This is a genomic window from Rhodococcus sp. NPDC127527 (assembly GCF_042672245.1).
Lineage (GTDB): Bacteria > Actinomycetota > Actinomycetes > Mycobacteriales > Mycobacteriaceae > Rhodococcus_G.
Map to the genome: position 1 here is coordinate 1 of NZ_JBHXVP010000016.1, position 13,209 is coordinate 13,209.

12 protein-coding genes are annotated in these 13,209 nt (G+C 70.3%); 6 read left to right on the plus strand and 6 right to left on the minus strand.

Going from position 1 to position 13,209, the window contains the following annotated elements:
* The first annotated feature begins 201 nt into the window (after nt 1-201).
* From ACFVH2_RS21685 to ACFVH2_RS21695, 3 genes are all read left to right on the plus strand, one after another.
* Entirely contained in the window at nt 202-3,330 is a 3,129-nt protein-coding gene (locus tag ACFVH2_RS21685; protein ID WP_378425419.1) for an ATP-binding protein, read from the plus strand.
* Nucleotides 3,331-3,385: 55 nt separating this feature from the next.
* Nucleotides 3,386-4,801: an FAD-binding oxidoreductase gene (locus ACFVH2_RS21690; protein WP_378425421.1), complete on the plus strand. Its 1,416-nt coding sequence runs from the start codon at nt 3,386-3,388 to the stop codon at nt 4,799-4,801.
* Between the two features lie 172 nt (nt 4,802-4,973).
* Entirely contained in the window at nt 4,974-6,347 is a 1,374-nt protein-coding gene (locus ACFVH2_RS21695) for a flavin-containing monooxygenase (protein WP_378425423.1), read from the plus strand.
* A gap of 34 nt (nt 6,348-6,381) precedes the next feature.
* Here ACFVH2_RS21695 and ACFVH2_RS21700 read toward each other — a convergent pair whose 3' ends face one another.
* Nucleotides 6,382-6,747: an Rv2640c family ArsR-like transcriptional regulator gene (locus ACFVH2_RS21700; protein ID WP_378425425.1), complete on the minus strand. Its 366-nt coding sequence runs from the start codon at nt 6,745-6,747 to the stop codon at nt 6,382-6,384.
* A 95-nt stretch (nt 6,748-6,842) separates the two neighbouring features.
* Here ACFVH2_RS21700 and ACFVH2_RS21705 point away from each other — a divergent pair, with 95 nt between their 5' ends.
* The gene (locus ACFVH2_RS21705; protein WP_378425427.1) at nt 6,843-7,316 is read left to right on the plus strand and encodes an ArsI/CadI family heavy metal resistance metalloenzyme; all 474 of its coding nucleotides are present in this window, start codon (nt 6,843-6,845) and stop codon (nt 7,314-7,316) included.
* 33 nt (nt 7,317-7,349) lie between these two features.
* Here ACFVH2_RS21705 and ACFVH2_RS21710 read toward each other — a convergent pair whose 3' ends face one another.
* Genes ACFVH2_RS21710 through ACFVH2_RS21720 form a run of 3 tightly spaced genes read right to left on the minus strand, consistent with a single transcriptional unit; the run spans nt 7,350 to nt 9,254 of the window.
* Nucleotides 7,350-7,760: an arsenate reductase ArsC gene (locus ACFVH2_RS21710; RefSeq protein ID WP_378425428.1), complete on the minus strand. Its 411-nt coding sequence runs from the start codon at nt 7,758-7,760 to the stop codon at nt 7,350-7,352.
* 31 nt (nt 7,761-7,791) lie between these two features.
* Complete coding sequence (arsB, locus tag ACFVH2_RS21715; protein WP_378425430.1) at nt 7,792-8,871, minus strand: ACR3 family arsenite efflux transporter; 1,080 nt, start codon at nt 8,869-8,871, stop codon at nt 7,792-7,794.
* Nucleotides 8,868-9,254, minus strand: a complete 387-nt coding sequence (locus ACFVH2_RS21720) for an ArsR/SmtB family transcription factor (protein ID WP_378425432.1) — start codon at nt 9,252-9,254, stop codon at nt 8,868-8,870. Before ACFVH2_RS21720 ends, arsB begins: the two co-directional genes overlap by 4 nt.
* Nucleotides 9,255-9,369: 115 nt before the next feature.
* On the opposite strand from ACFVH2_RS21720, the gene ACFVH2_RS21725 reads away from it, so the two are divergent.
* Together ACFVH2_RS21725 and ACFVH2_RS21730 are read left to right on the plus strand one after the other, a co-directional pair.
* A complete protein-coding gene (locus ACFVH2_RS21725; RefSeq protein ID WP_378425434.1) occupies nt 9,370-10,020 on the plus strand; it encodes a PadR family transcriptional regulator in 651 nt (216 codons plus the stop codon).
* A gap of 172 nt (nt 10,021-10,192) precedes the next feature.
* A complete protein-coding gene (locus tag ACFVH2_RS21730) occupies nt 10,193-11,398 on the plus strand; it encodes an FAD-dependent monooxygenase (RefSeq protein ID WP_378425436.1) in 1,206 nt (401 codons plus the stop codon).
* Here the strand turns inward: ACFVH2_RS21730 and ACFVH2_RS21735 are convergent.
* Nucleotides 11,395-11,808 (minus strand): DUF1622 domain-containing protein, encoded by a 414-nt coding sequence (locus tag ACFVH2_RS21735; protein WP_378425438.1) that lies wholly within the window; start codon nt 11,806-11,808, stop codon nt 11,395-11,397. The genes ACFVH2_RS21730 and ACFVH2_RS21735 overlap by 4 nt on opposite strands.
* Nucleotides 11,809-11,913: 105 nt before the next feature.
* Nucleotides 11,914-13,155 (minus strand): cysteine--1-D-myo-inosityl 2-amino-2-deoxy-alpha-D-glucopyranoside ligase, encoded by a 1,242-nt coding sequence (gene mshC, locus ACFVH2_RS21740; RefSeq protein WP_378425440.1) that lies wholly within the window; start codon nt 13,153-13,155, stop codon nt 11,914-11,916.
* Between the last annotated feature and the right edge of the window lie 54 nt (nt 13,156-13,209).

Here is a 13,209-nt window from a genome sequence, read left to right on the forward strand (position 1 = left end):
TCGAGCAGCCCGTCGACGGCATCGTCCAGGTCGGTCAGGTGTGCTGCCACCTGACCGACCTCTCGAACCCCGCCTGTCGAATGCATGTTCGAATTATAGTGCGGGGCACCGACAAGGAATCGCGCAACACATCATCCGAGGTCGCGGGCGGTCCGAACGACACTGCGCGGACTAGCCTCGATCACAGGAGGCCGCGCGACGATGCTGCACGTCTCCCTGCTGGGAGAACAGGCGATCACCGACGACGCGACCGGCACCGAACCGGTCCGGTCGCCGCGTACCCTTGCGCTGCTCGGGTACCTCGCCGTCCACGCGGGCGTTCCGCAGGCACGTCCCCACCTTGCCGCCGTGTTCTGGCCGGACTCGGCGGACGGACAGGCACTGACGAACCTGCGCCGCGAGTTGCACCACCTCCGCCGAGCCCTCGGCGACGACAGCGGCCTGCTCGTCAGCCCCCGGGATCTGTGCTGGCACGACAGCCCGAGTTGCCTGGTCGACGTGTGCACGTTCGAGAACGAACGTGCCGCGGCCTTCGCGGCGGAGGCGGGCGGGGACGAGGCTGCGGCGCTCGAGCATGCGGACCGCGCCCTGGCCGCGTATCGGGGACCGCTGCTGCCGGGGCTGTACGAGGACTGGGTCCTCGAGCTGCGCGCCGATCTCGAGGAGCGGTGTGTGAACCTGTGCGACCTCGTCTGTCACCAACGCGTGCACCGCGGCGACGGCACGCAGGCGACTGCCGCCGTCCGGCGTCGGATTGCGTTGCGGCCGTTGGAGGAGTCCGGCTACCGCACCTTGATGGAACTGCAGGCCGACCTCGGCGATCGGGGCAGCGCCGTCAGCACCTACCACCGCTGCGCGTCCGTCCTCGAGCGCGAACTCGGGGTCGGTCCGGACCCGGCCACCCGAGCGACCCTGCAGCGCGTGCTCTCGTCCGGCTCCGCTGCGGTACCGGTAGGCGGAGCGGGCGAGGTGCGCGCCGGCCACGCCGCGACCGCCCTGGTCGGACGGTCCCGGGAACTCGCCACGCTTCGGGCGCTGTGGCACGCGTGCATGACGGACGGGCCGCGCCTGGCCGTGATCCGTGGCGCAGCCGGTGTGGGCAAGACCCGACTGCTCACGGAGACAGCCGGGTTCGTCCGGACCCTGGGCGCGACGGTCGCAGGAACGCAGTGCTTCGGGACGTCGAGGCGGCTGGCACTCGCACCGGTTGCGGACTGGCTCCGGAACCCGGCGCTGCGTTCGAACTCGCTCGAGCCGCTGTGGGCCGCGGAGGTCAACCGACTGGTGCCTGCCGACGGCCGTCCGGCCGCGGCGACGCGGACCGGCACCAGCGGTGTCGCCGACGCCTGGCAGCGACAGCGGTTCTTCGAGGGGCTGGCCCGCGCACTGACCGCACGGGGCCGCCCGACGCTGCTGACCGTCGACAACCTGCAATGGTGCGATCCGGAGACGCTCGCCTTCCTCGCCTACTGCCTCGCGCTGGTCCCCGACGCTCCCCTGCTGGTACTCGGGACGATGCGCGACGAGTTGTCCGGCGGCGCCGGCGAGGCCGCGCAGTGGGCGACCGGCCTGCGGAACGCCGGCCTGCTCACCGACATCACGCTCTCCCCCTTGGAGATCGACGACACCGCACGGCTCGGCGAGTCCGTCTCCGGGCGCGAGTTCGGCGCGGACGACCGCCTCCTGCTGCAGTCGACCACCGGCGGCTTCCCGCTGTACGTCGTGGAGGCCGTGCGGGCCTCGGCCGACCACGACGAGCCTGCGCTGCCGGCCCGCGACCTCACGGCGGTACTGCGGCGGCGACTCGACCAGTGCGGTCCCTTCGCCCACGAGGTCGCGGGGCTGGCGGCCGCGGTGGGCCGGAACTTCACCCTCGAACTGCTCACCGAGGCCAGCGACCTCGACCCGGGTGAGGTCGTGCGGGCGGTGGACGAACTGTGGCGCCGACGCATCGTCCAGGAGACCGGCACCGGCTACGACTTCTCCCACGACCTGCTCCGCGACGCGGCGTACGCGCAGGTCAGCCCGCCGAAACGGTGGCTGCTGCACCGTCGCCTCGCCCAGGGGCTCGAGTTGCTGCACGCCGGCGACACGGACGCGGTCTCGGTGCAGCTCGCCGAGCAGTACGACCGCGGCGGTCGACCGGACCGCGCGGTGGTGTTCTACCGCCGGGCCGCCGTCGTCGCGTCCGAACGGTACGCCCACGAGGAGGCCATCCGGCTGCACCGGGCGGCACTGTCGATCGTGCGCACCCGCCTCGACGGCAACGAGGGCGAGCGACAGGAACTCGACCTGCTCGAGTCGATGGCGGCGCCGCTCAACGCCCGACTCGGGTACGCCTCGCAGGAACTGCAGCAGACCCTGGAACGCTCGCTCGAGCTGTCGGAACGCCTCGGACGCCCCGAGTCCGAACTGACCGCACTGGTCGGACTCTGGGCCTCCCGTTTCGTCCAGGGCCGGATCGCCGACGCCCACCGCGCGGCGAGCCGGGCGCTCGCCAAGGTCGGCCCCGATTCCGAGCTGGGCAGTTCCGCGCACTTCGCCTACGGCGGCTCCGCCCTGAGCCTGGGCCGACCCGACGAGGCGTTGCGGCACTTCGAGATTGCCGCGAAACTCGCGGGAGGGACACACACCTGGACCATCGGCACCCGGCCCGACGTGCACGGCAGTGCCTGGGCCGCACACGCCGACTGGCTGGTGGGCCGCGACGAGCAGGCGCTGGCGAGTTGCCGACGCGCGGTCGAGGTGGCCCGCACCATCCACCACCCGTACAACCTCGCGGTCGCGCTGGCCTACGCGGGGATCACCCACCAGCTTCGCGGGGACCTGCCCGCGCTCCGCGCCACCGTCGAGGAGTTGCGCGGGCTCTGCGACCGGTACGACTTCGCGTACTACCGCGAGTGGGGGCTCGTCCTGGACGGCTGGTCGAGTCCGGGCGGGTCCGGAGTGGACCTGGCCCGCGCGGGCATCGACAACCTCAAGGCCGAGGGGGCGTTCGCCCGCATGCCCTACTGGCTGTCCCTGCTGGCGGACGTGTGGGTGCGGGTCGGCCGGCCCGACGCGGCCCGAGGAGTGCTCGACGCGGCCCTGGTGGCCGCGCACTCCCGGAGCGATCTGTGGTGGCTGCCCGAGGTGATGCGGTTGCGGGCGGCATCGGACGAGCCGACGGTCGCGGCCGAACGACTCCGCTCGGCCGCCGCGCTGGCGGACACCCAGGGCGCTGTCGCGTTGCTGCGGCGCTGCGCGCGTGACCTCGCCGATCGAGGCCTCCCCGGGCCCGGTCCGACCCGAACGCCGCGGCCGAACGCTGCGCGAACGCCGCGTTCCTAGCGTTGACGGTGCGGACGTTCGACAGCCGGGCGCCGCGCCCGAAGGAGGGTTCGCCATGACCACCACACCAACCCGCGCGGACACCGCGCCGTTCGAGGCGCTCGGCGGCGTGCTGCGCGGCGACCTGATCACCCCGGACCAGGACGACTACGGCCAGGCCCGCGCCGTCTACAACGCCATGATCGACCGCAGACCCGCCGCCGTCGCGCGTTGCCGCGACGCCGCGGACGTCGTGGCATGCGTGCGTTTCGCGCGCGAGCACGGACTCGAGGTCGCGGTTCGCGGCGGCGGACACAATGCGGGCGGGCTAGGCGTGTGGGACGGCGCCCTGGTGATCGACCTGTCGGCGATGCACAGCGTCACCGTCGACCCCGGCGGCCACACCGTTCGCGTCGACGGCGGCTGCACGTGGGCCGACGTCGATCACGCGACGGTCGCATTCGGGATGGCGACGCCGTCGGGCTTCCTCTCGTCCACCGGGGTCGGTGGGCTCACCCTCGGCGGCGGCATCGGCTATCTGTCCCGGCGATTCGGACTGACCGTCGACAATCTGCTCGGTGCAGACGTCGTGCTGGCCAACGGCAGTCTGGTCCGGGCGGACGAACACTCGAATCCCGACCTGTACTGGGCACTGCGCGGCGGCGGCGGCAACTTCGGGGTGGTCACCTCGTTCACGTTCCGCTGTCACGACATCGGCGAGAACGGAGTCGTCGTCGCCGGTCCGGTGCTCTACGACCTCGCCGACGCCGCCGAGGTGATGCGGTGGTACCGGGAGCTGCTGCCGTCGCTGCCGGAGGAGCTGAGCGGATGGATCTCGCTGATGACGGTGCCTCCGGCCCCGCCCTTCCCGGAAGAGATCTGGGGCCGCAAGGCGTGCGGCATCATCTGGTGTTACACCGGCCCGCACGACGGTGCCGACGCGGCACTCGAACCGATTCGCACGCACGGTTCCCCGCTCCTGGTCGGGATCGGACCGATGCCGTTCAATGCGCTGCAGGGAGCCTTCGACGCCTTCTATCCGGCCGGGCTGCAATGGTATTGGCGGGCAGACTTCTTCAACGAGATCTCCGACGCCGCCATCGAGGTGCACGAGCGGTTCGGGGCGCGGCTGCCGACAGGGCACTCCACCATGCACCTGTACCCCATCGACGGTGCCGCTGCCCGGGTGCCGGACGACGCGACGGCATTCGCCTATCGCGACGGCGGTTGGGCAGGCGTGATCGTCGGAGTCGACCCGGACCCGGCGAATGCGGAGGCGATCACCGTCTGGGCCAAGGACTACTGGGAACACCTGCACCCGACGTCTGCGGGCGGGGCGTACGTCAACTTCCTGATGGACGAGGGCTCCGGTCGCGTCCGCGCCGCGTATCGCGACAACTACGACCGGCTCACACAGGTCAAACGCCGTTACGACCCGGACAACTTCTTCCACGTCAACCAGAACATCGACCCGGCGGCCGCGGAAGCCTAGTCGCCTCCTACGACCCCGAGTGGTGACCGAAGGCGTTCCGGCAGTACATGTTCGGCGCAGGGCGGCGGTACCCACCGACATCGATCGGTGCCTCGTCGTCCCCCGAGGCGAGTGGCGCGAGGGTCTCGCAATCCCCATGTCGGCGGCGGGATCTCGTGCGACCATGGCCGTCATGCCCTTTTCCGTCACACCCCGGCGCAGCGCCCCGACCGCCACCACCCCGGCCGCGAACGTCGAGACCCTCCCCCGCGTGTGCGTGATCGGTGCGGGATCGTCGGGCATCGCCGCGGCCAAGGCGCTGCATGTGGCCGGAATCCCGTTCGACTGCTTCGAGCAGGGCAGCGTGATCGGCGGCAACTGGGTCTACGACAACCCGAACGGGGTGTCCGCCTGCTACGAGACCCTGGAGATCAACACCTCCTGCCCGCGGATGGCGTTCTCGGACTTCCCGATGCCCGCCGACTATCCGCCGTACGCGCGGCACGACCAGGTCCGCGCCTACTTCGAGTCCTACGTAGAGCATTTCGGGTTCCGGCACACCATCACCTTCGGCACCACCGTCGAGCACGTCGAGCAGGCCCCGGACGGCACGTGGTCGGTGCGTACGACCGGCGCCGCCGGCGAGCGCGTGGAGAGCTACGACGCGGTGCTGGTCGCGAACGGGCACCACTGGGATCCCCGCTGGCCGGACCCCACTCCGGGGAGCTTCACCGGTGAGCAGATCCACTCCCACGACTACCGGTCCGCCGAGCAGCTCGACGGCCGCGACGTGGTGGTCGTCGGCATGGGCAACTCGGGTCTCGACATCGCGGTCGAGGCGTCCGAGGTCGCGCGCAGCACGTCGCTGTCGGTGCGGCGCAGCCACTGGGTGATGCGCAAGATGCTGCTCGGCAAGCCCGCCGACCGGTTCGTGATGCCGGGCTGGCTGCCGGGCTGGGTGATCTCGGCCGGGCTCCGCGTCAGCGCCCTCACGGCCGGTGACCTGACCCGCTACGGACTCCCGCGGCCGACACATCGGCCCGGTCAGGCGCACCCGGTGCAGTCCGAGCAGATCCGCGCGCGGCTGCGTGCCGGCGCGATCAGCCCGCGCCCGAAGATCGACCGGTTCGAGGGCGACACGGTCGTTTTCGCGGACGGGACCCGGTCCAGGGCCGATCTGATCGTGTGGGCCACCGGCTACCGGGTGAGCTTTCCGTTCTTCGACCCAGAGCTGGTCGCCGCCCCCGAGAACGACCTGCCGCTGTGGAAGCGAACGGTGCACCCGGACCTTCCCGGCCTGTACTTCGTCGGGCTGCTGCAGCCACTCGGCGCGGTGATGCCGCTCGCCGAGGCGCAGGGCGCGTGGATCGCCGAGACCCTCGCCGGCCGGTACCGGCCTCCGTCCGATGCCGAGATCCGGTCGCAGATGACGGCGGAGCACGATCGCGCCAAGCGGCGGTTCTACAGCTCGCCGCGGCACACCATGGAGGTCGACTTCGAGCACTACCTGTGGAGTCTCGGGCGGGAGCGCAGACGAGGCGCCCGCCGCGCCCGCGTGGCGGGCTGACCGTGCTCGGCGGCCGGCACCGACCACGGTCGGCTCAGTCGACCCTGCAGCAGTTCGGGTCCAGGACCAGGCGGAGCGCATCGAGCGAGGCGACCCGGGCGCGATAGAAGACGTTCATCCCACGGCGGGTCGGTTCGACCATGCCCGCCTTCTTGAGCTGCCCGAGGTGGTGGCTGACCGTCGATTCGGCGAGGCCGACGCCGGTGGCCAGGTCGCAGGTGCAGACCTCGCCGCCGTCGGCCGTGAGCAGGATGGACATCAGCTTGATCCGGACCGGATCGGCCAGAGCCTTCAGGCGGAGCGCGACCTCCAGCGCCGCGTCGTCGCTCATCGGCGCGGCGGACACGGGCGCGCAGCAGATGGGAGCGCTCACGTCGACGATCGGCAGGGCCTTGGGCATGAACCCGACACTACCAACCTTCTTGACTTATGTCGAAATAGTGGGAGGCTGTAACCGTCCCAATTCGATATAAGTCACACACCTGGAGAGCCGTCATGTCACGCGCCCAGCTCGCTCTCAACGTCGACGACCTGCAGCAGGCCGTCACCTTCTACTCCAAGCTGTTCAACACGGAGCCGGCAAAGCTGAAGCCCGGCTATGCCAACTTCGCGATCGCCGAACCCCCACTGAAGCTCGTGCTGCTCGAGAACCCCGGTCAGGGCGGCACGATCAACCACCTCGGCGTCGAGGTCGAGTCGTCGACGAAGGTGCACGAGGAGATCGCCCGCCTGACCGGGGAAGGCCTGTTCACCGACGAGGAGATCGGCACCACCTGTTGCTTCGCCACCCAGGACAAGGTGTGGGTCACCGGTCCGGCGGGTGAGAAGTGGGAGGTCTACACCGTTCTCGGCGACTCCGAGACCTTCGGGTCGAGCCCGCAGCACCTCGACGTCGAGGCCGAAGGCGGCGTGTGCTGCGGAACCGCCGCGGCCGAGGAGGACGCCCCCGCGGGATCGTCCTGCTGCTGACACCTCTCGAGATTGCCGTCGAGGGCTCCCGCGTCAGGCGGTGGCGGGGACGAGTTCCGCGATCAGGGCTTCGACGCGGGAGCGGATCTCGTCCCGGATCGGCCGGACCGCCTCGACGCCCTTGCCCGCGGGGTCCTCGAGCGCCCAGTCGCGGTAGCTGACGCCGGGAAACACCGGACAGGCGTCGCCGCATCCCATGGTGATCACCATGGTCGACGATTCGACGGCATCGGGCGTGAGGATCTTCGGCGACTGCGCGGAGATGTCGATGCCGACCTCCGCCATCGCCTCGACAGCCGCGGAGTTGATCGTCTCCGCGGGCGCGCTGCCGGCCGAGCGCACCTCGACGGAGTCCCCGGCGAGGTGGGCGAGGAATCCGGCGGCCATCTGGGAGCGGCCGGCGTTGTGGATGCAGACGAACAACACGCTCGGTGTCGTGGACATGAACGGTCCTTTCGGAGAAAGACGAACTCGGTCAGGCGGACACGGGGGTGCTGGTGAAGCGTTTGCGCAGGGCGAGCGAGACGTACACGAGCCCGACGAGGACGGGCACCTCGATGAGCGGGCCGACCACCCCGGCCAGCGCCTGACCCGAGCTCGCGCCGTAGGTGGCGATCGCCACGGCGATGGCGAGCTCGAAGTTGTTGCCTGCCGCGGTGAACGCGAGGGTCGTGGTGCGCTCGTAGCCCAATCCGATTGCGGCGCCGAGGAGGTAGCCGCCACCCCACATGATCGCGAAGTACGCCAGCAGCGGGATCGCGATCCGCACCACGTCCACCGGGCGAGAGGTGATCTGGTCGCCCTGCAGCGCGAAGAGCACGACGATGGTGAACAGCAGCCCGTACAGCGCCCACGGCCCGATGCGCGGGAGGAACTTGCTCTCGTACCACTCACGGCCCCTGGACTTCTCCCCGTAGCGGCGGGTCAGGAAGCCGGCGAGCAGCGGGATGCCGAGGAAGATCGACACCGACTTCGCGATCTGCCACGGCGAGGTGTCGATGCTGGTCTGTTCCAGTCCGAGCCAGCCAGGCAGGACGGAGAGGTAGAACCAGCCGAGGACGGCGAACATGACCACCTGGAACACGGAGTTGATCGCCACCAGCACCGCGGCGGCCTCGCGGTCCCCGCAAGCGAGGTCGTTCCAGATGATCACCATCGCGATGCAGCGGGCCAGGCCGACGATGATCAGCCCGGTGCGGTATTCGGGCAGGTCGGGCAGGAAGATCCAGGCCAGGGCGAACATCAGCGCCGGGCCGAGCACCCAGTTCAGCAGCAACGAGCTCACCAGGAGCTTACGGTCGCCGGTGACGGTGTCGAGGCGGTCGTAGCGGACCTTCGCCAGCACCGGGTACATCATGATCAGCAGGCCGAGGGCGATCGGCAGCGAGATGCCGTCGATCTGCACCCCCTCGATCGCGGTGTTCAGTCCGGGGATCCACCGCCCGAGCAGCAGTCCCGCGACCATGGCCGCGCCGATCCAGGCCGGCAGGTAGCGGTCGAGAGTGGAGAGTTTGCCGATGACGGCGGGGCGTTCGGGTGTGGTCGTCTCGCTCACGCGGAAACCTCCGCACACGCCGAGGAGGCGGCGACCGGTGCGCGGTCGGTGAGCAGCACCGCCGACAACTGTTGCAGCGCCGAGGGAATCACCCAGTAGTAGACCCAGGTGCCCCGGCGTTCGCAGTCCAGCAGGCCCGCCTCGCGCAGCACCTTGAGGTGGTGCGAGATCGTCGGCTGCGACAGGTCGAACGCCGGCGAGATGTCGCACACGCACGCCTCGCCGCCGGCATGGCTGGCGATCAGGCTCAGCAGGCGCAGCCGCACCGGGTCGCCGAGCGCCTTGAACATCCTGGCCAGGTCACCGGCCCAGTGCTCGGTCAGTGGTTCGCGCACCAGCGGCGAGCAACACTGCTCGCCGCCGCCGGTCTGCTGATTCGACATGTGTCGATATTGACAGATATCGAAACACGAGTCCAGGACGAGGCATGCCGACCCCTTGCAGCCAATTACTCGTCGACGTATATTCGTAGACGAGTAATCGAGCTGAGGGGTCACCGTGCCGAAACCGCGCAAGGTCGCAAACCTGCTGGCCCTGGCCGTGCTGGCCACGGTCTACCAGCGGCCGATGCACCGCTACGAGATGGCCTCGATCATGCGCGAGCGCGGCAAAGACCAGGACATGGACATCAAGTGGGGCTCGCTCTACACCGTCGTCCAGAACATGGAGAAGCACGGATTCCTCGAGGCGGTCGGCGTCACCCGCGCGGGCTCACGGCCCGAGCGCACCGTCTACCAGATCACCGACGCGGGCCGCGAGGAACTGATCGACTGGGCGCGCGAGCTGATCTCGACACCCGAACCGGAACACCCGAGGTTCGCCGCGGGGCTGTCCGTGATGGCCTCCCTCGCACCCCAGGAGGCGATCGCCCTGTTGGCGTCCAGACTCGACCGCCTCGAACAGTCGATCAGCACGCAACAGGCGGCAATCGCCTTGCACGGCCAGGAGATCCCCCGCCTGTTCCTGGCGGAGAACGAGTACGGGCTCGCCATGACCGTGGCCGAGGCCCGGTGGGTGCGCGCGTTGCTCGCGGAACTCACCTCGGGCAGCTACCCCGATCTGGACGCCTGGCAGGCCTGGCACGCCACCGGCGACCTCCCGCCCGAACTGACCGAGATCGCCGAGAGGGGGTCGCTCCCGGACCAGTGACCAGACCTGGCCCCGGCGGGGTGCTGCAACACCGCCGCCGGGACCGTTTCCTCGAACCGACGCCTGGTGAGAGACGAATCCGGCCACGAGGTGGCAACCAAAGAATAGCCGGATTCACTCCCTCCGGGTGACCCGCGACGACCGTCGCGGCACACCACACAGGAGCAGAACCATGTCCGCAGCCAGAACCGCCCTCGTGATCGGCGGTGGCATCGCCGGCCCCGTCACCGCTACCGCCCTCCGGATGGCAGGCATCGACGCAACCGTCTGCGAGGCGTACCCCGCCGAGTCGAACGGAATCGGCGGCACTCTCGCCCTTGCGCCGAACGGCCTTGCCGCCCTTCGCATCCTCGGCGTCGACGATTCCGTACGCGCCATCGCGACCCCCATTCCGTCCACCGCGATGACCGTCGCCGGCCGCAGCCTCGGCGCCATGCCCGCCCTCGCCGACCTGCCACCGCTGCAGGTGGTCGAGCGCGGCGACCTGCACCGCGTCCTGCACGACCGCGCGGTGGCGGCCGGCGTCGGCTTCGAGTACGGCAAGCGGCTCGTCGGCGTCGAGGACACCGCCGCCGGCATCATCGCCCGGTTCGCCGACGGAAGTTCCGCGGCCGCGGACGTCCTGATCGGCGCCGACGGGGTCCGTTCCACCGTTCGCACCCTGATCGACCCGGACGCCCCCGGTGCGGGCCACACGGGGATGCTCGGCTTCGGTGGCGTCGCCGACGTCGACCTCGACACCGAGCCGGGCACCATCACCTTCGCGTTCGGCAGGCGGGCCTACTACCTGTACTGGCCGTTGCCCGGCGGAGGCGTCGCCTGGGGCGCGAATCTGCCGTCGCCGCAGTACCTCACCCTCAGCCAGGCACGGGGGATTCCCGCCGAGGACTGGCTGCGCACCCTGCGCGAGACCTACGCCGGCGACGAACCGGGCGGCGTGCTGGCCGAACGCACCAGTGCCGACTCGCTGCAGGTGGTCGGCGCGTTGCACATCATGCCGCCGGTCCCGCACTGGCATCGCGGCCGGATGGTGCTGGTCGGCGACTCCGTGCACGCGCCCTCGAACAGCACCGGTCAGGGTGCTTCGCTGGCGATCGAGAGCGCGATCCAGCTCGCCCGGTGCCTGCGTGACCTGCCCGACCCCGCGGCGGCGTTCGCCGCGTACGAGGGGCTGCGCCGGTCCCGGGTGGAGAAGATCGCGGCGCGAGGCGCCAAGATCAACCACTCCAAGACACCGGGGCCCGTGGGCCGACGGCTGATGCCCCTGCTGCTCCCTGTCCTGTTCAAGACCATGAACCTGGAGAAGACCCTGGGCGTCGAACAGCGCTATCGCATCGGCTGGGACGAGCCGGTGTCCTCCCCCGCGCTGGTTCCCTAGTCCGCGGCACCGGGTTCCGGTCGCACCGACTGCCGGGCCGCGCGGGCAAGCACCTGCGGCCCGGTGGTCAGCGCCCGCCGCCAGGGCGCGACCCCCTCGATCTCGACCTCTATCGACAGGCTCAGCACGGTCCGGATCAACACGATCATCCCGAGCACGGCAGCGTCCGTCAGCGACGGCGTGGACGTGACGGTCTTGACGATGTCGGCGGCGACCAGCAGTTCGAGGCCGAGCAGGATTGCTCCGCCGAGCGATTCACGCAAGGTCCGGAATGCCCGCGAGCCTTCACCAGTTCGCTTCCACGTCAGCCCGGCGAGCAGGAACGCGAACACGAACCCCACGACCATCGACAGGACACCGAGCACCTCGAAGGCCTGGGTCGCCCACTCGAAGAACCTGTTCGTCTCCATTCGGCGAGTATTCCTGCCGGGGTGCTGTCGTGCAGTACGGGGTCCCAACCCGCCGACAGTCGCCGATTACGGATGACGGTTGCGGCGGCGCCGGTGGTGTGCAGTTCAGTGCAGCGACACACCCAGCAGGGCGTCCACCGCATCCGCGAGCAGCCCGGGTGCCGCCGCGTCCGAACCGCCGTGCTCGACCGCGCGGGTGGCCCAGCCGTCGACCGCGTCGAGCGCCTTCGCGGTGTCCAGGTCGTCGGCCAGGTGCTGCCGCAGCCGGGCGACGGTGTCCTCGGCCGACTGCGCGGTCGGCCGCGCGGCCGCGCGACGCCACAGGTCGAGTCGTCGCTCCGCGGTGGCGAGCACCTCGCCGGTCCACGCCCGGTCGGTGCGGTAGTGGCCGGAGAGCAGGCCGAGGCGGATCGCCATCGGGTCCACGCCCTCGCCGCGCAGCTTCGAGACGAAGACCAGGTTGCCGCGACTCTTGGACATCTTCTCGCCGTCCAGGCCGATCATCCCGGTGTGCACGTAGTGCCGCGCGAAACGGCGTTCGAGCACAATCGATTCCGCGTGCGCGGCGGAGAACTCGTGGTGCGGGAAGATCAGGTCACTGCCGCCGCCCTGCACGTCGAACCCGGATCCGATGCGGTCCAACGCGATTGCCGAGCACTCGATGTGCCAGCCCGGCCTGCCGGCGCCGAACGGTGACGGCCACGACGGCTCGCCCGGCCGCTGCGCGCGCCACACCAGGGCGTCCAGGCGGTCCTGCTTGCCCGGCCGGTCCGGGTCTCCGCCGCGCTCGGCGAAGAAGCGCTCCATGGTCTCGCGGTCGTAGCCGGACTCGTAGCCGAACTGCTCGGTGGCGTCGGCGCGGAAGTAGACGTCCGGGTACTCGGCGTCGTCGACGATGTACGCCGCCCCGGCCGCGAGCAGCTTCTCGACCATCTCGACGACCTCGTTCACCGATTCCACCGCACCGATGTAGTCGCGCGGGGGCAGCACCCGTAGGGCCTCCATGTCCTCACGGAAGAGGGCGGTCTCGCGCATGCCGAGGACGACCCAGTCCTCGCCGTCCCGGTTCGCGCGCTCGAACAGCGGGTCGTCGACGTCGGTCACGTTCTGCACGTAGTGCACCGCGTGCCCGGCGTCGCGAAAGAGCCGGTTCACCAGATCGAAGGCCAGATAGGTTGCGGCGTGACCGAGGTGGGTGGCGTCGTACGGGGTGATCCCGCACACGTACATCGTGGCCGTCTCGCCTGGCGTCACCGGCCGGACCCGACGATCCGCCGTGTCGAACAGCCGCAACGGCGGCCCCTGACCGGGAACGGACGGAACGGCTACTTCGGACCAGGACTGCATGCCACCGAGCCTATCCGAGCGCTGAAACGGCGACCCGCAGGCGTCGGGTTGAGA